The 19,066-nt window shown below is 65.8% G+C and carries 25 protein-coding genes and 2 pseudogenes; 15 read left to right on the forward strand and 12 right to left on the reverse strand.

Annotated elements, in window-relative coordinates; all coding sequences use genetic code 11:
• Positions 1-164: 164 nt before the first annotated feature.
• Positions 165-1,247 carry a replication initiation protein gene (locus tag KPL59_RS34840; protein ID WP_226363333.1) on the reverse strand — a complete coding sequence of 361 codons (1,083 nt, stop codon included), beginning with the start codon at positions 1,245-1,247 and terminating at the stop codon, positions 165-167.
• A gap of 892 nt (positions 1,248-2,139) precedes the next feature.
• Here KPL59_RS34840 and KPL59_RS34845 point away from each other — a divergent pair.
• The 9 genes and pseudogenes from KPL59_RS34845 to KPL59_RS34870 all read left to right on the forward strand — a co-directional run bounded on the left by KPL59_RS34845 (position 2,140) and on the right by KPL59_RS34870 (position 6,569).
• Positions 2,140-2,568 carry a hypothetical protein gene (locus tag KPL59_RS34845; RefSeq protein WP_226363334.1) on the forward strand — a complete coding sequence of 143 codons (429 nt, stop codon included), beginning with the start codon at positions 2,140-2,142 and terminating at the stop codon, positions 2,566-2,568.
• A gap of 1,260 nt (positions 2,569-3,828) precedes the next feature.
• On the forward strand, positions 3,829-3,975 hold the full coding sequence (locus tag KPL59_RS36395; protein WP_255678346.1) for a lipid II flippase MurJ: 147 nt from the start codon (positions 3,829-3,831) through the stop codon (positions 3,973-3,975).
• A complete protein-coding gene (locus tag KPL59_RS36400; protein WP_308188007.1) occupies positions 3,972-4,241 on the forward strand; it encodes a lipid II flippase MurJ in 270 nt (89 codons plus the stop codon). Before KPL59_RS36395 ends, KPL59_RS36400 begins: the two co-directional genes overlap by 4 nt.
• Before the next feature lie 47 nt (positions 4,242-4,288).
• Positions 4,289-4,597: a lipid II flippase MurJ gene (locus tag KPL59_RS36405; RefSeq protein ID WP_255678347.1), complete on the forward strand. Its 309-nt coding sequence runs from the start codon at positions 4,289-4,291 to the stop codon at positions 4,595-4,597.
• A gap of 38 nt (positions 4,598-4,635) precedes the next feature.
• The gene (locus KPL59_RS36410; protein ID WP_255678348.1) at positions 4,636-5,235 is read left to right on the forward strand and encodes a lipid II flippase MurJ; all 600 of its coding nucleotides are present in this window, start codon (positions 4,636-4,638) and stop codon (positions 5,233-5,235) included.
• A gap of 248 nt (positions 5,236-5,483) precedes the next feature.
• Positions 5,484-5,857 (forward strand): annotated as a pseudogene (locus tag KPL59_RS34855) (antibiotic biosynthesis monooxygenase).
• Positions 5,854-6,084, forward strand: coding sequence for a hypothetical protein (locus KPL59_RS34860; RefSeq protein ID WP_226363335.1), 231 nt, complete (start codon positions 5,854-5,856; stop codon positions 6,082-6,084). Before KPL59_RS34855 ends, KPL59_RS34860 begins: the two are co-directional and overlap by 4 nt.
• Before the next feature lie 48 nt (positions 6,085-6,132).
• Positions 6,133-6,291 carry a hypothetical protein gene (locus KPL59_RS34865; RefSeq protein WP_226363336.1) on the forward strand — a complete coding sequence of 53 codons (159 nt, stop codon included), beginning with the start codon at positions 6,133-6,135 and terminating at the stop codon, positions 6,289-6,291.
• Positions 6,288-6,569: a hypothetical protein gene (locus KPL59_RS34870; RefSeq protein ID WP_226363337.1), complete on the forward strand. Its 282-nt coding sequence runs from the start codon at positions 6,288-6,290 to the stop codon at positions 6,567-6,569. Before KPL59_RS34865 ends, KPL59_RS34870 begins: the two co-directional genes overlap by 4 nt.
• 101 nt (positions 6,570-6,670) lie before the next feature.
• Here the strand turns inward: KPL59_RS34870 and KPL59_RS34875 are convergent, their stop codons facing one another.
• The 3 genes from KPL59_RS34875 to KPL59_RS34885 form a co-directional block, all read right to left on the reverse strand.
• Entirely contained in the window at positions 6,671-6,868 is a 198-nt protein-coding gene (locus tag KPL59_RS34875) for a hypothetical protein (protein WP_226363338.1), read from the reverse strand.
• A gap of 332 nt (positions 6,869-7,200) precedes the next feature.
• Entirely contained in the window at positions 7,201-7,641 is a 441-nt protein-coding gene (locus KPL59_RS34880) for a J domain-containing protein (protein ID WP_226363349.1), read from the reverse strand.
• 657 nt (positions 7,642-8,298) lie between these two features.
• Positions 8,299-8,703, reverse strand: a complete 405-nt coding sequence (locus KPL59_RS34885; RefSeq protein WP_226363339.1) for a hypothetical protein — start codon at positions 8,701-8,703, stop codon at positions 8,299-8,301.
• A 1,307-nt stretch (positions 8,704-10,010) separates the two neighbouring features.
• Here KPL59_RS34885 and KPL59_RS34890 point away from each other — a divergent pair.
• The 4 genes from KPL59_RS34890 to KPL59_RS34905 all read left to right on the forward strand — a co-directional run bounded on the left by KPL59_RS34890 (position 10,011) and on the right by KPL59_RS34905 (position 12,007).
• A complete protein-coding gene (locus tag KPL59_RS34890; RefSeq protein ID WP_226363340.1) occupies positions 10,011-10,400 on the forward strand; it encodes a hypothetical protein in 390 nt (129 codons plus the stop codon).
• 2 nt (positions 10,401-10,402) lie between these two features.
• Complete coding sequence (locus KPL59_RS34895; protein WP_226363341.1) at positions 10,403-11,023, forward strand: hypothetical protein; 621 nt, start codon at positions 10,403-10,405, stop codon at positions 11,021-11,023.
• An 11-nt stretch (positions 11,024-11,034) separates the two neighbouring features.
• Positions 11,035-11,475 (forward strand): J domain-containing protein, encoded by a 441-nt coding sequence (locus KPL59_RS34900; protein ID WP_226363342.1) that lies wholly within the window; start codon positions 11,035-11,037, stop codon positions 11,473-11,475.
• 181 nt (positions 11,476-11,656) lie between these two features.
• Entirely contained in the window at positions 11,657-12,007 is a 351-nt protein-coding gene (locus KPL59_RS34905) for a hypothetical protein (protein ID WP_226363343.1), read from the forward strand.
• Positions 12,008-12,108: 101 nt separating this feature from the next.
• Here KPL59_RS34905 and KPL59_RS34910 read toward each other — a convergent pair whose 3' ends face one another.
• From KPL59_RS34910 to KPL59_RS34930, 7 genes and pseudogenes are all read right to left on the reverse strand, one after another.
• Positions 12,109-12,390, reverse strand: coding sequence for a hypothetical protein (locus KPL59_RS34910; RefSeq protein ID WP_226363337.1), 282 nt, complete (start codon positions 12,388-12,390; stop codon positions 12,109-12,111).
• Between the two features lie 208 nt (positions 12,391-12,598).
• Positions 12,599-12,829, reverse strand: a complete 231-nt coding sequence (locus KPL59_RS34915) for a hypothetical protein (protein ID WP_226363335.1) — start codon at positions 12,827-12,829, stop codon at positions 12,599-12,601.
• Positions 12,826-13,200, reverse strand: coding sequence for an antibiotic biosynthesis monooxygenase (locus KPL59_RS34920; RefSeq protein ID WP_226363344.1), 375 nt, complete (start codon positions 13,198-13,200; stop codon positions 12,826-12,828). The genes KPL59_RS34915 and KPL59_RS34920 overlap by 4 nt, the downstream gene beginning before the upstream one ends.
• 481 nt (positions 13,201-13,681) lie before the next feature.
• Complete coding sequence (locus tag KPL59_RS36415; protein ID WP_374111716.1) at positions 13,682-14,080, reverse strand: lipid II flippase MurJ; 399 nt, start codon at positions 14,078-14,080, stop codon at positions 13,682-13,684.
• A pseudogene (locus tag KPL59_RS38090) lies at positions 13,963-14,474 on the reverse strand (lipid II flippase MurJ). The gene KPL59_RS36415 and the pseudogene KPL59_RS38090 overlap by 118 nt, the downstream one beginning before the upstream one ends.
• Positions 14,461-14,790, reverse strand: coding sequence for a lipid II flippase MurJ (locus tag KPL59_RS36430; RefSeq protein WP_255678352.1), 330 nt, complete (start codon positions 14,788-14,790; stop codon positions 14,461-14,463). The pseudogene KPL59_RS38090 and the gene KPL59_RS36430 overlap by 14 nt, the downstream one beginning before the upstream one ends.
• Before the next feature lie 1,308 nt (positions 14,791-16,098).
• Entirely contained in the window at positions 16,099-16,662 is a 564-nt protein-coding gene (locus tag KPL59_RS34930; protein ID WP_226363345.1) for a hypothetical protein, read from the reverse strand.
• Positions 16,663-16,916: 254 nt separating this feature from the next.
• Here KPL59_RS34930 and KPL59_RS34935 point away from each other — a divergent pair, with 254 nt between their 5' ends.
• Together KPL59_RS34935 and KPL59_RS34940 are read left to right on the forward strand one after the other, a co-directional pair.
• Positions 16,917-17,228, forward strand: coding sequence for a hypothetical protein (locus KPL59_RS34935; protein WP_226363346.1), 312 nt, complete (start codon positions 16,917-16,919; stop codon positions 17,226-17,228).
• A 195-nt stretch (positions 17,229-17,423) separates the two neighbouring features.
• Complete coding sequence (locus KPL59_RS34940; protein WP_226363347.1) at positions 17,424-18,431, forward strand: replication initiation protein; 1,008 nt, start codon at positions 17,424-17,426, stop codon at positions 18,429-18,431.
• A gap of 446 nt (positions 18,432-18,877) precedes the next feature.
• On the opposite strand, the gene KPL59_RS34945 is transcribed toward KPL59_RS34940, so the two are convergent.
• Positions 18,878-19,066: DUF3631 domain-containing protein (locus tag KPL59_RS34945; RefSeq protein ID WP_226363348.1), on the reverse strand; the 189-nt coding region annotated here is incomplete at its 5' end.

Genomic DNA, 19,066 nt, shown 5'->3' on the forward strand with positions numbered 1-19,066 from the left:
TTGTGTAGCTGTGCGGCAGCGGCCCATTCGCCGTTGCGGCGGGCGTCGGCGAGGAGGCGTCCGACGATGGCGGGGTGTCGCCGGTCTGTGCGGCGATCTCGCGGTAGGTCCAGCCTTGGAGTCTGAGCTGGATCACTGGGGCGCGTCGTTGGCGGGCTCGTTGTTCATAGTCGGCGCGTGGTTCGGGCGATGAGCCCGGTGATGGTCCGTTCGGAGAGGCCCATGTCGGCGGCGATCTCACGGGCGGTCTTGGACGTCGCTCGGCGACGCGGGTTCAGGGCGCCCATCAGTAGCCCTTCTGTTCCAGGAGTGCAAGCCGCTGAAGCCTCGCCTCCGTTTGACTCCGGCCTCGCGCCTGGCCTCCCACGAGGCCGCCTTTTCGTCCTCGTGCGGCTTGGATGGCGCGGAAGGTGTCGTCGTAGGGAGGCCTGGGCCTCTGGTCCAGATGCGGGAGCGGGTGGTGATCCAGCGGTGGATGGAGTCGGCGATCGCGCGGGCTTCCGCGGCGGGCAGGGGATGGAGAACTCCAGGTTCCGTTCGGCCACGCCAGCGCGTAGGACGGTCTTGAAGCCGTCGGGGTCGCCGAAGTGGTGGCGGACCTCGCGGTAGGCCCACAGGCGGACACCGTCGAACAGGGTGCAGTTCCGCCCGAGCCCGCACGGGTCGGCCTTACGCGCTCGTTGCTGGCGCCAGTCCTTGGGCGGCATGTGCCCACCCGCCTGCAGCGCCGCCTCCAGCTCGCCGAGAGTCCACAGGTGGTCGTGCATGTACTGGGTGGCCCAGCTCCCGGCGAGTGGGTTCTTCACCAGCAGCCCGGAGTAGCGGCGGTCGCCATCCACGGCGCGGCGGAGGCCTTCCAGGACCGAGGCGGCGTAGGCCAGCACGTTGCGACGGGCGTACTCGGTACGACAGACCGGGGTAGCGAGGATCCAGACGGCGTGGGCGTGCCCGTTGAACGGGTTGGTGATGATCAGGTTCGGCATCGGATGGTTCCCGTTCGCCGACAACGCCCGCAGCAACGCGTCGGGGTGGTCGATGTCGACGATCAGGAAGGTCAGCATCACCGACGGCGACGCCTCGATGTAGGCCAGCAGCAACGCGGCATCCCGGCCCATCCGGCGGATGCCCCAGGCCAGGTTGTCGGTGGCATACGGGCGTCGGGGCTTCCAGTTCCCCTCGAACAGCGCACGCAGCTCGGCCTCCCCCGGGGTAGCGGGGGCCGTCAGGTGCAGGGTCGACGACGACAAGGGGGGGCTCCAGGTAGGGGGTGGTCCAGTCGTAGGGCATTGAGCTTCGCCCTGTCTTCTTCGGCCCGATGACGCGGGCCTGGGATCGCTGGGACAGCGAACTATCTGACTTGGCTCTGCCTGCGTACCCGTATTTTCCCTGGTCGTGGCGAAACGCGCGCAACCAGGGGTGCAGGTCTGGCCTGACAGAGATAACTAGGCCGGAGCGGGGGTTCCGGCGAGTACCGGGATCGGTTTCCTCGTTGAGGTCGGCTACCAGGTCGGACAGGTCCGAGATCGCCGAGCACAGAACCCTCACGACCTGCGCCCGGTGCGAGCGGGAGAGCAACGAGTCCGAGATCCAGGTCGGATTGCGATCGTCAAAAACGCGGTCGAGGGCGCATTCCACCAGCGCCACGACCTCCGACGCCCGCATCGACGTTTTCTCCTCGGGCGCCGCCGGAGCTGACGCCTCTGACTCAGCGGGCTCATCCTCGCCTGCGTCGAGGACGCCGGGCACGTCAGACATGCACACACGCCTTCCTTCATCCCCGGAGGGCATCGGGGGTGCCCACCGGTCACTGGCCGGAAGCAGATCAGCACACTCCCCGCCCCTGTCAAGAACATCTCGACGGGATAGTGGCGCGTCCCTCCCTTCCTGCTCGGGATACGCTGGGTCCCTCGCTCATCGACTCTCAGCGACGTGTACACGAGCCGAGCCGAGCCGAGGAAAAGCTATCCCGGCCCCAGCTCGGGAGAAACGAGACGGGGAGAGCGCCGACGGGCATGAGCGAGACCACCGAACACCCCGACAGCGACAGCGACAGCGACGACCCGGTCATGCCCGCGCTGCCGCCGCAGACTCTGGCTGATCGACTCAACCGGGCATTCGCGACGCTGCATCCCGCCGACCGTGGGCCCTACAGCAACCGCGAAGTCATCCGCTGGCTCCAGGCGAACTCCACCCCCGAACAGTCCATCCCCTCCCTCCCTGAACTACCTCGGCCTGCTCCGCAGCGGCGAGGCCACCGACCCCACCGTCGGCAAGCTCCAATCCATCGCGCGCTTCTTCAAGATCCCTGCGACCTACTTCATCGAAGACAACGCCCACTCCGACGCCGTGCAGGCCGATCTCCAGCTTCTCGACGCGATGCGCGACACCCAGGTCCGCGAGATCGCCGCCCGAGCCGTCCAGCTCGACCCGTCCATCCGCGACTGGCTCATCGACACCATCCGACGCCTACCCGACCTCGCCAACGGCCCCCCACCGCGCACCGCGCAGCGCCAACGCATCGAAATGCCGGTCACCGACAAGCCCACCAAACGGCGACGGCGGGCATGATCAACCCACGTGATACACCGTGTCTGATCGATCTCTCCGGGAGTACGACCGTGGGAACCGCGACGCGTGCGACAGCCACGCGCAGCTACGACACCGACGCTGAGATCCGTACGTTCGCTCGTAGCGCGCTCGCCGAGATCGGCGCGACCCCCCGACCTCGACCCGGTCGAGCTATGCCGACGGCTGAGCATCCACCGAGACCACCCGATCGAGATCGTCTCGACCCGGATGCCCTGCTCCTCGCTGCTCGGGTTCTGCGTGAAGACCACGACTACCGACTACATCGTCCACCCGCACGACCTCGCGCGATCACAGCATCCGTCACGAGATCGTCCACGTCCTGTTCAACTACCCACATCCCCTTCATCTGATACTTTTTCTGGCTGCTACCGGGGAGTTACTTCCTCAGTCTGGCCTGTCAGTCACTCAGCCTAACTGTCCAATCTATCTGGAGAACACTGTGTCTATTTTGCGATCCGCTGGCAAAGCCTTTCTCCTCAGTGGCGCTATCACTTTGGGAGCAATTTCATTTAGCGGCCTTGCCGATGCCGCACAGCCTGGAGCGTCCCACTCCAGTATTTCTGCTCCGACTCAGCAGTCATGCGGGTTTCGCAGCGTACGAATCTCACAACATGAGTCTTCCGCCTACTGGCGCAATTGCGTCAGCCACGGTCAGCGCATTAATGTCGACCGCGCATTCTGGCCCGACTTTCAGGTCTGCGTACCGCAAGGTCAGGACCGCTACCTTGGCGCCGGACTAATTCCGGTTGGTCCAGGAGCTATCCGTGGGGCCACGGTAATCGGCTCCTGCTGATCTCCACCAGAGCATGCTTGAGGAAACAATTCGCTGTGGCCAGCGCGCCCCGGTCGCGGCCCTCGCTGAAATTCTCCCTGTCTCTCTACTAGACACAGCTTTACCGCAGTGATCATGCGCCGGGATGACGCCGAGAGCACGCAACCTCTTACGCAAATCCCCTCCCCACTAGTCGGCGAGGTCTCACCTGTCACTAAAGAGATAGAGCAAGTGCATGCACCAGCTGGCCGCCTTGTCGGCGAGCCGACGCGACCTCCTCATGAATTACTAAGATCATCCAGATTGGTCGCGATTGCAAGTCTCGTCAGTAGAGTTACTGGCTTCATTCGCAACATCGCGCTCGTGTCGATCCTTGGATTCGCATCCCTAAATGATGCATACACGATTTCTAACACGCTTCCTAATGTCGTTTACGAGTTGCTCCTCGGCGGGTTCTAAGCAGTGTAATGATCCCCGTCCTAGTCCGCGCTCAAGGCGACGCTGATGGGGGCGAAAAGTTCACGAGAAAGTTGCTAACACTTACAGGAGTTGCGCTCCTGGTCGCAACTATTCTAGCCGTGCTAGCTGCGCCCTTATTGACACGTCTCTCGTGATTAGCGCGAGTGAGGCAGCTCCCGCAAACTCTGAGCTCACCACGGCATTCTCCTGGCTCCTTCTTCCGCAGATCTTTTTCTATGGCATGGGAGCGCTACTCGGGGCGATTCTCAATTCAAAGCAAGTTTTCGGCCCATTTGCCTGGGCCCCGGTCCTGAACAATATCGTCGTGCTCGCCACGCTCGCGGTCTATGCGCTAATCCCTGGTGAGATTTCAATCAACCCGATAACTATGGGGGAGCCTAAGCTGTTAGTGCTCGCTTAGGAACAACCATCGGTGTTGTCGCGCAAACACTGCTGCTACTACCATACATGAAGCGCGTCGGATTCAATTATCGTCCGCTATGGGGCTGGGACTCAAGACTGTCGCAAGCTGGCGGAATGGCCTTGTGGGTCACTGGGTACGTTGCAGTGGGGCAGATCGGCTACGTTATCACTACGCGTGTAGCGACAGCAGCTGATGCTGGTTCTGTTGTCACCTATACGAATGCCTGGTTGTTACTGCAAGTTCCTTATGGCGTTCTGGGAGTCTCTCTTTTAACCACACTGATGCCTCGGCTTAGTCGGGCCGCAGCAAACGCTGACATTAGACAGCTCGCTAATGACTTTTCTCTAGGGTAAGATTATCCACCCTGGCTTTAGTCCCCGTCGCTGCCGTAATGACCGCCTTTGGCGACGTCCTTGGTATCGCCTTATTTTCGATCGGTGCTGGGGGCGGCTCGGGCGCAGAACGGCTTGGCCTGACTGTTGCATGGTCGGCATTTGGAATATTGCCGTACGCGGTGATGATGCTACAAATTCGCGTCTTCTACGCGCAGGGCGACTCGCGCACCCCGACGCTAATCCAGTTGTGGCTGATCACGTTAAAGGTGCCACTTCTGCTTCTGTGTCCGATGGTCCTGCCGTCTGAGCAAGTGGTCATCGGGATTGCCGCGGTTAACTCTCTTTCTTTCATCTGGGCCGCCATCGCTAGCCAATGGCTCCTCCGTCGAAAAATGGGGGAGATTCCGATCAGTGAAGTGCTAGACTTTCTTTGGCGGGTCTCCCTATCTGCAGGATTAAGCGCAGTCGCTGCTCGGGGTGCACTGGAGCTGGCAGAGCCGCTGCTGGCGACCTACCCGGGCCTCGTGCGTGCGTGGGCTCTGCTCCTTGCCGGAGCCCTTATCTCCCTATCCCTTACTTTTGCCACGTTAAAATTACTGAAAACGCCCAGCATTAACGACCTTCTTGGTCGTAAAGATCACATGGGAGCAAACTAAGCCTCATGGGCAAGAAGAAATGGTGACTCGCTCGCTGACCTCGCCACGATCCACGCCGACCACCACGACCTCGACGTCTCCATCTACGGCGGCGAGTGGGACGATCCCGGCATCATCACAGTCCAGGTCTGGCGCACAGAACTCATCGACCGCAACGAAGACCTCCCAGACTCCTGACTCAACCGGGTCATCCGAAAAATCGGATGACCCCCTGCCTACCAGCACAAACACCCACCCAGGAGACCCGCGTGTCTGTCGTGAAGATCAACGCCATCACCGTCCCCGACGGAGCCGGACCGGAGCTGGAAGCCCGGTTCGCCGCCCGCTTCGCTCAGGGCTGCATGAACGAGGTGCCCGGGTTCCTCGGCTACGAGCTGCTCCGCCCCGTCGCGGCGACACCCGGTACTTCGTCTACACCCGCTGGGAGCACGACGCCGCCTTCCAGGCATGGCGCACCGTCGGCGCCGCGGCCGCGCACTGCGACCGCGACAGCGACAGCGACAGCGACCGCCCGCAGGTCGGGACCGGCGCTGACCTGCTGGAATTCGAGACCGTGCCCCTCGGCACAGCATCGGACACAGCATCTGGGACGGCTTCTGAGGAAGGGACCGCGACCGCATGACCACCGCCACCGGGCTCCGTGTCCTCGCCGCCACCGGCGCCGCCGCGCTCACGCTCAGCGCGGCCGGGGTCGCGACCGCCGCCGAGGACATCCACTACGAGAAGGCCGGGACCTTCCCCGACGTCGCTGCCTGCGCCGATGCCGGACACACCACACCCGGTGTCACGACCTGGCTCTGCGACGAACACCCCGACGGCACCGCCGACCTCTACCTCGTCCCGGCATAGACGTCAGGGTGCCGGTCTTGACCAACACCACCACCCAGACTGGGTCTGATGGGTAAGAAGAAGCAGCAGCGCCGGACCGACCCGAGCAGCAAGGCCCGACGCCGCGCACAGCGCAAAGCCCGCGACAACGACCTCCCGCCCTTCCCCGGCCGCGACGCCGACCACGGGCTTGGCTCGGGCTCCGGCTCATCGGGACCATCGTCGTGAACGCCGACTACCACCAGCACGACGACGGCACCTGGACCGCCACCGTCGCCCCCGAACTGCTGCCCGGCGCGGTCACCATCGACGACGTCGACCTCCACACCGTCTTCCACAAAGTCATCGCCGTCGTCGAAGTCCTCGCGCAGACCGCCCCACCCGACGCCGACATCAGCACCATCACCCTGCACCGCGTCGACGGCGACACCCTTCGCTGGCTAGCCGCCGTCGACGAGTACGGCTTCACCGACTGCGTCAACGCAGCCCAGTTCCCCGACCACTGACCACCACCGACCAGCCGGACCAGCGGCCAGCTCCTGGTGCTGCCGCGCCGCTTCCGGTCCTCACCCGACCCGGAAAGGCGACTCGCGGGCAGACGCAGTGACTATTCGGAGTGGAACTCCACCCGCACGATCCGCATGTCCATCTCACGGGCATAAGCAGGCACGACCCAGGTCATCTCCTGCGGCGCCGCCGCAGCGTTGCGGACCCAGGCCGTGTGCTCATGACGGCCTTGTCCCTCCGCGTTCTCCATCGTCACGGTGAACACCACCGTGCTCCGCGCCGCAACCTCGAACCACAACTCCTCACGTTCTGCCCGCGATCGAACTCGATCACCGGCAGACACGCCGCCGGAGCAAGCCCCTCCCGGCACACGTCCTCCCCCGACGGCGGGCCCGCCCACACCGACGGCGCCGGCCCAGCCACCAACCCAGCCAGCACCACACCGGTCCCGCCAGAACCCCAGCACTCCGCCGCACCACCACCCGCAGCAGCCCCGGCCTCTTCCTCAGCGCAGTCGTTGTCGTCGTCACCCATTTAGCCAAAGTCGTCACCCATTCAGATGTCAACTCCGACGCGCCCCGCGACTGAAACGCCGTCTCCGGACCGCGCGGCAACCGCTAGCGGCCAGGGCTAGCGGCGGGCCGGCGGGCCCAGGGCGAGGTAGACATACCGGCCGACCAGCACCGCGCCGGTGATCGCGACCATCACCGTCGCCACCGGCGCCACACCGACCACCACCGCACCGCCGACCAGCACCCCGGCCTCGGCCACCCCGGTCGCGATCAGCAGCGCCGCCGGGCCCGGCCCGGGCCGGGTCACCACCGGAGCCGGGACCGGACCCGGAACGGTCGTGGGCACCGCCCACACCCAGTCCTGCGCCCGATCCTGCGCTTGAGCCTCCTGCAGCAGCTCATACGCTGCGGTGACCACCGCGAACCGGTCCGGATCACCACCGGCGTCGGGGTGCTCGCGGCGCACCGCCGCCCGCCACGCCGAACGCACCACCTCCGCCGGTGCTCCCGGGGCGACACCCAGGATCGCCGCAGCCCGCGTCACCTCGGGCCCCGTCACCAGACCGGTCCTCACCGCTGACCTCCCCCACCGTCGATGTCGCCGCCGATGTCGCCGCCGCCATCGATGTCGCCGAGCCAGATGTCGGCGTCCGCCCCGACCCGACAGCACCGCCCTGACCAGCACCACCACCGCCGCTTCCTCCGCCGTCCCCGGAGCCGCTACCGCCCCGGTCTCGGCGGGCGTGGGCGTGACCGGCCATGAGCTGGCGGCGCGTCAACACCGGCCCCGACACCGGCTCCTCCACCCCGACCGCCTCGTCCAGCACCCGCGACCGCCCCGACAGCGGCGTCACCAGCCCGTAGACGACCTTGTCCGGGCTCGCCCACGCGAGGTGGTGCGGCGGCATCTGCCGCACCCGGTTCGGATCCAACAGAACGCGTGCTGGCGGCGCACCGTCCCCGCCCCGCTGTACCCACCGAGAACACCGAAGCGCCCCAGCCCTCGTCCGACCCGGCGCCGACCAGCTGCAACCCGACCTCCCCGACCATCCTGGTCCCGAACCGGGCCGCCAACTCCTCCGCATTCGTCGTCCGCCCCACCAGCACCCCGCCACCCATCGCCCCGAGCAGCCGGTTCCGTTCCTGAGGCGACTCGGCCAGGCCCTCGACCGGCTGCGCCGACACGATCACCGCACCACCCAATGAGCGCAGCCGCTCAACAAGGTTGATGACACTGCCCGCACTTCACCCGAGACCGCCGAGAACTCGTCCAGCACGAACAACGCCTGACGCCGCCCGGCAGCCCCGAACGAGCACCGCCGAGTTCGTGGGTGAGCAGCTCGATCAGCACCGCCGTCTTCGCCGCCGCCACGACCTCATCAGTCGTGCCCGGCACCGACACATACAACGCGTCGAAGTCCGACAACGGCGCCCCCGCATCGAAGTCCGCGCCCAACGACCGGAACAGGCCGCAGAACAGCATCAGGTCCGCATCCAGCGACGACGACCCCGACCCGCCACCCGACGGCTTACTCAACGCCCGGACCTGCCGCGACTCCACCGCGTGCCCCGCCCACGCCTCACTCAGCCACCGCCCGTCCAGACGCTCCAGGAACTCCACGACGATCCCGCGGCCCCTCGGGCATCCACCACCAGATGCAACGCCACGTTGCAGCCGTCGAAGCGTGATCGCGCGGCTTGTGCAGCGACGCCCCGCACTGCCCCGCGCATCCGCCACTGCACCCGCGTCTCGAACGGGAACACCCCGACCCGATCCGGATGCCAGGCCAAGGTCAGTCATCGTCGCCTCCGCCCACGACTGCGCATCCCGCCGCGTCACCGCCCTTCGCGCCCAGGACACCACCGGCCACCACCCAGGCTGCGACCCCGCGTCTGGGTGTGCCGCACATCGCCTCCGCCCCACCCGCACTGCCACGTTCCAACAACGTCGTCTTCCGCACCGTGGCGCCACCACGCGCCGACCGAACTGCATGGGGCCTTCGCTCCCGTCGTCGCCTCCGACCCACACCGCCGCTGTGGTCGACCGGTGCTGTTCTCGCCGCGGCCAACCTCCTCCACGCCTCGACGTGCTGGACGCCGGGATCCAGGCCGTGCATCGCGTCGTCCGGGTCGCCGCGCAACCAGCTCACTCGGCCGGTGCACCGCGTCCCGAGCACGGTGCCGCGGCTGTCCGCGCAGCGATGACCCAGCCGCGCCCGGGGCGCCTCGCCGCCGCGACGCGGCAGCCGCGCCGACCGGTGCTCAGCCCGGCGCGTTGCACCGGCGAGGGTGAGCTGGTGCGCGGCGACCCCGGCGATCGAGACCACGGCCATGACGATCCCGGCTGTCCAGCCCTGTTCGAGGCGTGGAGGAGTTCATCGAGGCCGCGACCAGGGAGAACAGCACCACCCCGGCCTGCACCCGACCACCGGGCGGTCCGGTGCTCGGTGTCGGTGGCGACGACGGCAGGGCGAAGGCCCACATGCCCATTCGGTGGCGGTGGTGGCGCAGACCGGTGCGGGAAGACGACGTGTTGGAACGTGTGAGCTGCGGTGGGCGGAGGCGATGTGGGCGCGGCACACCCAGACGCCGGGTCGCCGCTTGGGTCGGGTCGGCCGTTGGTGGTGTTCCTGGGCGCGAAGGGCGGCCCGGACGCGCGGAGGATGCGCAGTCGTGGGCGGAGGCGATGACTGACCTTGGCCTGCATCCGGATCGGGTCGGGGTGTTCCCGTTCGAGACGCGTTGAACATGTGGCGGATGCCTGCGGGGCAGTTGCGGGCGTCGCTGCACAGCTCGCGAAAACCGATCACCGCTTCTATGACGTGCTGCAACGTGGCCTGTTGCATCTGGTGGTGGATGCCCCGAAGGGCCGCCGGGATCGTCGGTGGAGTTCCTGGAGCGTCTGGACGGGCGGTGGCTGAGTGAGGCGTGGGCGGGCACGCGGTGGAGTCGCGGCAGGTCCGGGCGTTGAGTAAGCCGTCGGGTGGCGGGTCGGGGTCGTCGTCGCTGGATGCGGACCTGATGCTGTTCTGCGGCCTGTTCCGGTCGTTGGGCGCGGACTTCGATGCGGGGGCGCCGTTGTCGGACTTCGACGCGTTGTATGTGTCGGTGCCGGGCACGACTGATGAGGTCGTGGCGGCGGCGAAGACGGCGGTGCTGATCGAGCTGCTCACCCACGAACTCGGCGGTGCTCGTTCCGGGCTGCCGGGCGGCGTCAGGCGTTGTTCGTGCTGGACGAGTTCTCGGCGGTCTCGGGTGAAGTTGCGGGCAGTGTCATCAACCTTGTTGAGCGGCTGCGCTCATTGGGTGGTGCGGTGATCGTGTCGGCGCAGCCGGTCGAGGGCCTGGCCGAGTCGCCTCAGGAACGGAACCGGCTGCTCGGGGCGATGGGTGGCGGGGTGCTGGTGGGGCGGACGACGAATGCGGAGGAGTTGGCGGCCCGGTTCGGGACCAGGATGGTCGGGGAGGTCGGGTTGCAGCTGGTCGGCGCCGGGTCGGACGAGGGCTGGGGCGCTTCGGTGTTCTCCGGTGGGTACAGCGGGGCGGGGACGGTGCGCCGCCAGCACGCGTTCCTGTTGGATCCGAACCGGGTGCGGCAGATGCCGCCGCACCACCTCGCGTGGGCGAGCCCGGACAAGGTCGTCTACGGGCTGGTGACGCCGCTGTCGGGGCGGTCGCGGGTGCTGGACGAGGCGGTCGGGGTGGAGGAGCCGGTGTCGGGGCCGGTGTTGACGCGCCGCCAGCTCATGGCCGGTCACGCCCACGCCCGCCGAGACCGGGGCGGTAGCGGCTCCGGGGACGGCGGAGGAAGCGGTAGCGGTGGTGGTGCTGGTCAGGGCGGTGCTGGTCGGGTCGGGGCGGACGCCGACATCTGGCTCGGCGACATCGATGGCGGCGGCGACATCGGCGGCGACATCGACGGTGGGGGAGGTCAGCGGTGAGGACCGGTCTGGTGACGGGGCCCGAGGTGACGCGGGCTGCGGCGATCCTGGGTGTCGCCCCGGGAGCACCGGCGGAGGTGGTGCGTTCGGCGTGGCGGGCGGCGGTGCGCCGCGAGCACCCCGACGCCGGTGGTGATCCGGACCGGTTCGCGGTGGTCACCGCAGCGTATGAGCTGCTGCAGGAGGCTCAAGCGCAGGATCGGGCGCAGGACTGGGTGTGGGCGGTGCCCACGACCGTTCCGGGTCCGGTCCCGGCTCCGGTGGTGACCCGGCCCGGGCCGGGCCCGGCGGCGCTGCTGATCGCGACCGGGGTGGCCGAGGCCGGGGTGCTGGTCGGCGGTGCGGTGGTGGTCGGTGTGGCGCCGGTGGCGACGGTGATGGTCGCGATCACCGGCGCGGTGCTGGTCGGCCGGTATGTCTACCTCGCCCTGGGCCGCCCGGCCCGCCGCTAGCCCTGGCCGCTAGCGGTTGCCGCGCGGTCCGGAGACGGCGTTTCAGTCGCGGGGCGCGTCGGAGTTGACATCTGAATGGGTGACGACTTTGGCTAAATGGGTGACGACGACAACGACTGCGCTGAGGAAGAGGCCGGGGCTGCTGCGGGTGGTGGTGCGGCGGAGTGCTGGGGTTCTGGCGGTGACCGGTGTGGTGCTGGCTGGGTTGGTGGCTGGGCCGGCGCCGTCGGTGTGGGCGGGCCCGCCGTCGGGGGAGGACGTGTGCCGGGAGGGGCTTGCTCCGGCGGCGTGTCTGCCGGTGATCGAGTTCGATCGCGGGCAGAACGTTGAGGAGTTGTGGTTCGAGGTTGCGGCGCGGAGCACGGTGGTGTTCACCGTGACGATGGAGAACGCGGAGGGACAAGGCCGTCATGAGCACACGGCCTGGGTCCGCAACGCTGCGGCGGCGCCGCAGGAGATGACCTGGGTCGTGCCTGCTTATGCCCGTGAGATGGACATGCGGATCGTGCGGGTGGAGTTCCACTCCGAATAGTCACTGCGTCTGCCCGCGAGTCGCCTTTCCGGGTCGGGTGAGGACCGGAAGCGGCGCGGCAGCACCAGGAGCTGGCCGCTGGTCCGGCTGGTCGGTGGTGGTCAGTGGTCGGGGAACTGGGCTGCGTTGACGCAGTCGGTGAAGCCGTACTCGTCGACGGCGGCTAGCCAGCGAAGGGTGTCGCCGTCGACGCGGTGCAGGGTGATGGTGCTGATGTCGGCGTCGGGTGGGGCGGTCTGCGCGAGGACTTCGACGACGGCGATGACTTTGTGGAAGACGGTGTGGAGGTCGACGTCGTCGATGGTGACCGCGCCGGGCAGCAGTTCGGGGGCGACGGTGGCGGTCCAGGTGCCGTCGTCGTGCTGGTGGTAGTCGGCGTTCACGACGATGGTCCCGATGAGCCGGAGCCCGAGCCCAAGCCCGTGGTCGGCGTCGCGGCCGGGGAAGGGCGGGAGGTCGTTGTCGCGGGCTTTGCGCTGTGCGCGGCGTCGGGCCTTGCTGCTCGGGTCGGTCGGTCCGGCGCTGCTGCTTCTTCTTACCCATCAGACCCAGTCTGGGTGGTGGTGTTGGTCAAGACCGGCACCCTGACGTCTATGCCGGGACGAGGTAGAGGTCGGCGGTGCCGTCGGGGTGTTCGTCGCAGAGCCAGGTCGTGACACCGGGTGTGGTGTGTCCGGCATCGGCGCAGGCAGCGACGTCGGGGAAGGTCCCGGCCTTCTCGTAGTGGATGTCCTCGGCGGCGGTCGCGACCCCGGCCGCGCTGAGCGTGAGCGCGGCGGCGCCGGTGGCGGCGAGGACACGGAGCCCGGTGGCGGTGGTCATGCGGTCGCGGTCCCTTCCTCAGAAGCCGTCCCAGATGCTGTGTCCGATGCTGTGCCGAGGGGCACGGTCTCGAATTCCAGCAGGTCAGCGCCGGTCCCGACCTGCGGGCGGTCGCTGTCGCTGTCGCTGTCGCGGTCGCAGTGCGCGGCCGCGGCGCCGACGGTGCGCCATGCCTGGAAGGCGGCGTCGTGCTCCCAGCGGGTGTAGACGAAGTACCGGGTGTCGCCCGCGACGGGGCGGAGCAGCTCGTAGCCGAGGAACCCGGGCACCTCGTTCATGCAGCCCTGAGCGAAGCGGGCGGCGAACCGGGCTTCCAGCTCCGGTCCGGCTCCGTCGGGGACGGTGATGGCGTTGATCTTCACGACAGACACGCGGGTCTCCTGGGTGGGTGTTTGTGCTGGTAGGCAGGGGGTCATCCGATTTTTCGGATGACCCGGTTGAGTCAGGAGTCTGGGAGGTCTTCGTTGCGGTCGATGAGTTCTGTGCGCCAGACCTGGACTGTGATGATGCCGGGATCGTCCCACTCGCCGCCGTAGATGGAGACGTCGAGGTCGTGGTGGTCGGCGTGGATCGTGGCGAGGTCAGCGAGCGAGTCACCATTTCTTCTTGCCCATGAGGCTTAGTTTGCTCCCATGTGATCTTTACGACCAAGAAGGTCGTTAATGCTGGGCGTTTTCAGTAATTTTAACGTGGCAAAAGTAAGGGATAGGGAGATAAGGGCTCCGGCAAGGAGCAGAGCCCACGCACGCACGAGGCCCGGGTAGGTCGCCAGCAGCGGCTCTGCCAGCTCCAGTGCACCCCGAGCAGCGACTGCGCTTAATCCTGCAGATAGGGAGACCCGCCAAAGAAAGTCTAGCACTTCACTGATCGGAATCTCCCCCATTTTTCGACGGAGGAGCCATTGGCTAGCGATGGCGGCCCAGATGAAAGAAGAGAGTTAACCGCGGCAATCCCGATGACCACTTGCTCAGACGGCAGGACCATCGGACACAGAAGCAGAAGTGGCACCTTTAACGTGATCAGCCACAACTGGATTAGCGTCGGGGTGCGCGAGTCGCCCTGCGCGTAGAAGACGCGAATTTGTAGCATCATCACCGCGTACGGCAATATTCCAAATGCCGACCATGCAACAGTCAGGCCAAGCCGTTCTGCGCCCGAGCCGCCCCCAGCACCGATCGAAAATAAGGCGATACAAGGACGTCGCCAAAGGCGGTCATTACGGCAGCGACGGGGACTAAAGCCAGGGTGGATAATCTTACCCCTAGAGAAAAGTCATTAGCGAGCTGTCTAATGTCAGCGTTTGCTGCGGCCCGACTAAGCCGAGGCATCAGTGTGGTTAAAAGAGAGACTCCAGAACGCCATAAGGAACTTGCAGTAACAACCAGGCATTCGTATAGGTGACAACAGAACCAGCATCAGCTGCTGTCGCTACACGCGTAGTGATAACGTAGCCGATCTGCCCCACTGCAACGTACCCAGTGACCCACAAGGCCATTCCGCCAGCTTGCGACAGTCTTGAGTCCCAGCCCCATAGCGGACGATAATTGAATCCGACGCGCTTCATGTATGGTAGTAGCAGCAGTGTTTGCGCGACAACACCGATGGTTGTTCCTAAGCCGAGCACTAACAGCTTAGGCTCCCCCATAGTTTATCGGGTTGATTGAAATCTCACCAGGGATTAGCGCATAGACCGCGAGCGTGGCGAGCACGACGATATTGTTCAGGACCGGGGCCCAGGCAAATGGGCCGAAAACTTGCTTTGAATTGAGAATCGCCCCGAGTAGCGCTCCCATGCCATAGAAAAAGATCTGCGGAAGAAGGAGCCAGGAGAATGCCGTGGTGAGCTCAGAGTTTGCGGGAGCTGCCTCACTCGCGCTAATCACGAGACGTGTCAATAAGGGCGCAGCTAGCACGGCTAGAATAGTTGCGACCAGGAGCGCAACTCCTGTAAGTGTTAGCAACTTTCTCGTGAACTTTTCGCCCCCATCAGCGTCGCCTTGAGCGCGGACTAGGACGGGATCATTACACTGCTTAGAACCCCGCCGAGGAGCAACTCGTAAACGACATTAGGAAGCGTGTTAGAAATCGTGTATGCATCATTTAGGGATGCGAATCCAAGGATCGACACGAGCGCGATGTTGCGAATGAAGCCAGTAACTCTACTGACGAGACTTGCAATCGCGACCAATCTGGATGATCTTAGTAATTCATGAGGAGGTCGCGTCGGCTCGCCGACAAGGCGGCCAGCTGGTGCATGCACTTGCTCTATCTCTTTAGTGACAGGTGAGACCTCGCCGACTAGTGGGGAGGGGATTTGCGTAAGAGGTTGCGTGCTCTCGGCGTCATCCCGGCGCATGATCACTGCGGTAAAGCTGTGTCTAGTAGAGAGACAGGGAGAATTTCAGCGAGGGCCGCGACCGGGGCGCGCTGGCCACAGCGAATTGTTTCCTCAAGCATGCTCTGGTGGAGATCAGCAGGAGCCGATTACCGTGGCCCCACGGATAGCTCCTGGACCAACCGGAATTAGTCCGGCGCCAAGGTAGCGGTCCTGACCTTGCGGTACGCAGACCTGAAAGTCGGGCCAGAATGCGCGGTCGACATTAATGCGCTGACCGTGGCTGACGCAATTGCGCCAGTAGGCGGAAGACTCATGTTGTGAGATTCGTACGCTGCGAAACCCGCATGACTGCTGAGTCGGAGCAGAAATACTGGAGTGGGACGCTCCAGGCTGTGCGGCATCGGCAAGGCCGCTAAATGAAATTGCTCCCAAAGTGATAGCGCCACTGAGGAGAAAGGCTTTGCCAGCGGATCGCAAAATAGACACAGTGTTCTCCAGATAGATTGGACAGTTAGGCTGAGTGACTGACAGGCCAGACTGAGGAAGTAACTCCCCGGTAGCAGCCAGAAAAAGTATCAGATGAAGGGGATGTGGGTAGTTGAACAGGACGTGGACGATCTCGTGACGGATGCTGTGATCGCGCGAGGTCGTGCGGGTGGACGATGTAGTCGGTAGTCGTGGTCTTCACGCAGAACCCGAGCAGCGAGGAGCAGGGCATCCGGGTCGAGACGATCTCGATCGGGTGGTCTCGGTGGATGCTCAGCCGTCGGCATAGCTCGACCGGGTCGAGGTCGGGGGTCGCGCCGATCTCGGCGAGCGCGCTACGAGCGAACGTACGGATCTCAGCGTCGGTGTCGTAGCTGCGCGTGGCTGTCGCACGCGTCGCGGTTCCCACGGTCGTACTCCCGAGAGATCGATCAGACACGGTGTATCACGTGGGTTGATCATGCCCGCCGTCGCCGTTTGGTGGGCTTGTCGGTGACCGGCATTTCGATGCGTTGGCGCTGCGCGGTGCGCGGTGGGGGGCGTTGGCGAGGTCGGGTAGGCGTCGGATGGTGTCGATGAGCCAGTCGCGGATGGACGGGTCGAGCTGGACGGCTCGGGCGGCGATCTCGCGGACCTGGGTGTCGCGCATCGCGTCGAGAAGCTGGAGATCGGCCTGCACGGCGTCGGAGTGGGCGTTGTCTTCGATGAAGTAGGTCGCAGGGATCTTGAAGAAGCGCGCGATGGATTGGAGCTTGCCGACGGTGGGGTCGGTGGCCTCGCCGCTGCGGAGCAGGCCGAGGTAGTTCAGGGAGGGGATGGACTGTTCGGGGGTGGAGTTCGCCTGGAGCCAGCGGATGACTTCGCGGTTGCTGTAGGGCCCACGGTCGGCGGGATGCAGCGTCGCGAATGCCCGGTTGAGTCGATCAGCCAGAGTCTGCGGCGGCAGCGCGGGCATGACCGGGTCGTCGCTGTCGCTGTCGCTGTCGGGGTGTTCGGTGGTCTCGCTCATGCCCGTCGGCGCTCTCCCCGTCTCGTTTCTCCCGAGCTGGGGCCGGGATAGCTTTTCCTCGGCTCGGCTCGGCTCGTGTACACGTCGCTGAGAGTCGATGAGCGAGGGACCCAGCGTATCCCGAGCAGGAAGGGAGGGACGCGCCACTATCCCGTCGAGATGTTCTTGACAGGGGCGGAGTGTGCTGATCTGCTTCCGGCCAGTGACCGGTGGGCACCCCCGATGCCCTCCGGGATGAAGGAAGGCGTGTGTGCATGTCTGACGTGCCCGGCGTCCTCGACGCAGGCGAGGATGAGCCCGCTGAGTCAGAGGCGTCAGCTCCGGCGGCGCCCGAGGAGAAAACGTCGATGCGGGCGTCGGAGGTCGTGGCGCTGGTGGAATGCGCCCTCGACCGCGTTTTTGACGATCGCAATCCGACCTGGATCTCGGACTCGTTGCTCTCCCGCTCGCACCGGGCGCAGGTCGTGAGGGTTCTGTGCTCGGCGATCTCGGACCTGTCCGACCTGGTAGCCGACCTCAACGAGGAACCGATCCCGGTACTCGCCGGAACCCCCGCTCCGGCCTAGTTATCTCTGTCAGGCCAGACCTGCACCCCTGGTTGCGCGCGTTTCGCCACGACCAGGGAAAATACGGGTACGCAGGCAGAGCCAAGTCAGATAGTTCGCTGTCCCAGCGATCCCAGGCCCGCGTCATCGGGCCGAAGAAGACAGGGCGAAGCTCAATGCCCTACGACTGGACCACCCCCTACCTGGAGCCCCCCCTTGTCGTCGTCGACCCTGCACCTGACGGCCCCCGCTACCCCGGGGGAGGCCGAGCTGCGTGCGCTGTTCGAGGGGAACTGGAAGCCCCGACGCCCGTATGCCACCGACAACCTGGCCTGGGGCATCCGCCGGATGGGCCGGGATGCCGCGTTGCTGCTGGCCTACATCGAGGCGTCGCCGTCGGTGATGCTGACCTTCCTGATCGTCGACATCGACCACCCCGACGCGTTGCTGCGGGCGTTGTCGGCGAACGGGAACCATCCGATGCCGAACCTGATCATCACCAACCCGTTCAACGGGCACGCCCACGCCGTCTGGATCCTCGCTACCCCGGTCTGTCGTACCGAGTACGCCCGTCGCAACGTGCTGGCCTACGCCGCCTCGGTCCTGGAAGGCCTCCGCCGCGCCGTGGATGGCGACCGCCGCTACTCCGGGCTGCTGGTGAAGAACCCACTCGCCGGGAGCTGGGCCACCCAGTACATGCACGACCACCTGTGGACTCTCGGCGAGCTGGAGGCGGCGCTGCAGGCGGGTGGGCACATGCCGCCCAAGGACTGGCGCCAGCAACGAGCGCGTAAGGCCGACCCGTGCGGGCTCGGGCGGAACTGCACCCTGTTCGACGGTGTCCGCCTGTGGGCCTACCGCGAGGTCCGCCACCACTTCGGCGACCCCGACGGCTTCAAGACCGTCCTACGCGCTGGCGTGGCCGAACGGAACCTGGAGTTCTCCATCCCCCTGCCCGCCGCGGAAGCCCGCGCGATCGCCGACTCCATCCACCGCTGGATCACCACCCGCTCCCGCATCTGGACCAGAGGCCCCCAGGCCTACGACGACACCTTCCGCGCCATCCAAGCCGCACGAGGACGAAAAGGCGGCCTCGTGGGAGGCCAGGCGCGAGGCCGAGTCAAACGGAGGCGAGGCTTCAGCGGCTTGCACTCCTGGAACAGAAGGGCTACTGATGGGCGCCCTGAACCCGCGTCGCCGAGCGACGTCCAAGACCGCCCGTGAGATCGCCGCCGACATGGGCCTCTCCGAACGGACCATCACCGGGCTCATCGCCGAACCACGCGCCGACTATGAACAACGAGCCCGCCAACGACGCGCCCCAGTGATCCAGCTCAGACTCCAAGGCTGGACCTACCGCGAGATCGCCGCACAGACCGGCGACACCCCCGCCATCGTCGGACGCCTCCTCGCCGACGCCCCGCCGCAACGGCGAATGGGCCGCTGCCGCACAGCTACACAACACTGATTACGCACAGTGAGATTTCGGGGATGTCCCGAAACGACCCTCAAGCCGCCTACAGCCGCCTAAGCCGCCTAGACGGAGACAGATCACCAGGTCAGACCACAAGTTGATCGTAGGCGGCTTGAAAGCACTAGGCGACTTAAGCCGCCTAGTGCACGCCAACGAACGTCCTGAGGGGCCTGTCCCGACTGTCGGGACAGGCCCCTCAGGACGTTGACCAGCTACAACGATGGCTCAGGCGGCGGTCGTTGCTGTTGTTGCCGTCTGTGATCAGATCGGGTGTGTAGCGGCGCCAGGCGTCGGCGAAGGCCGCGCGCTGGTAGCCCGAGTCTGGCCGAAGCCGGGGCGGTGATTTTCTCGACTGGATGTCGTACTCGGCGAGTAGCTTGCCGAG

It is taken from the genome of Pseudonocardia sp. ICBG1142 (assembly GCF_020496255.1).
Classification (GTDB): domain Bacteria; phylum Actinomycetota; class Actinomycetes; order Mycobacteriales; family Pseudonocardiaceae; genus Pseudonocardia.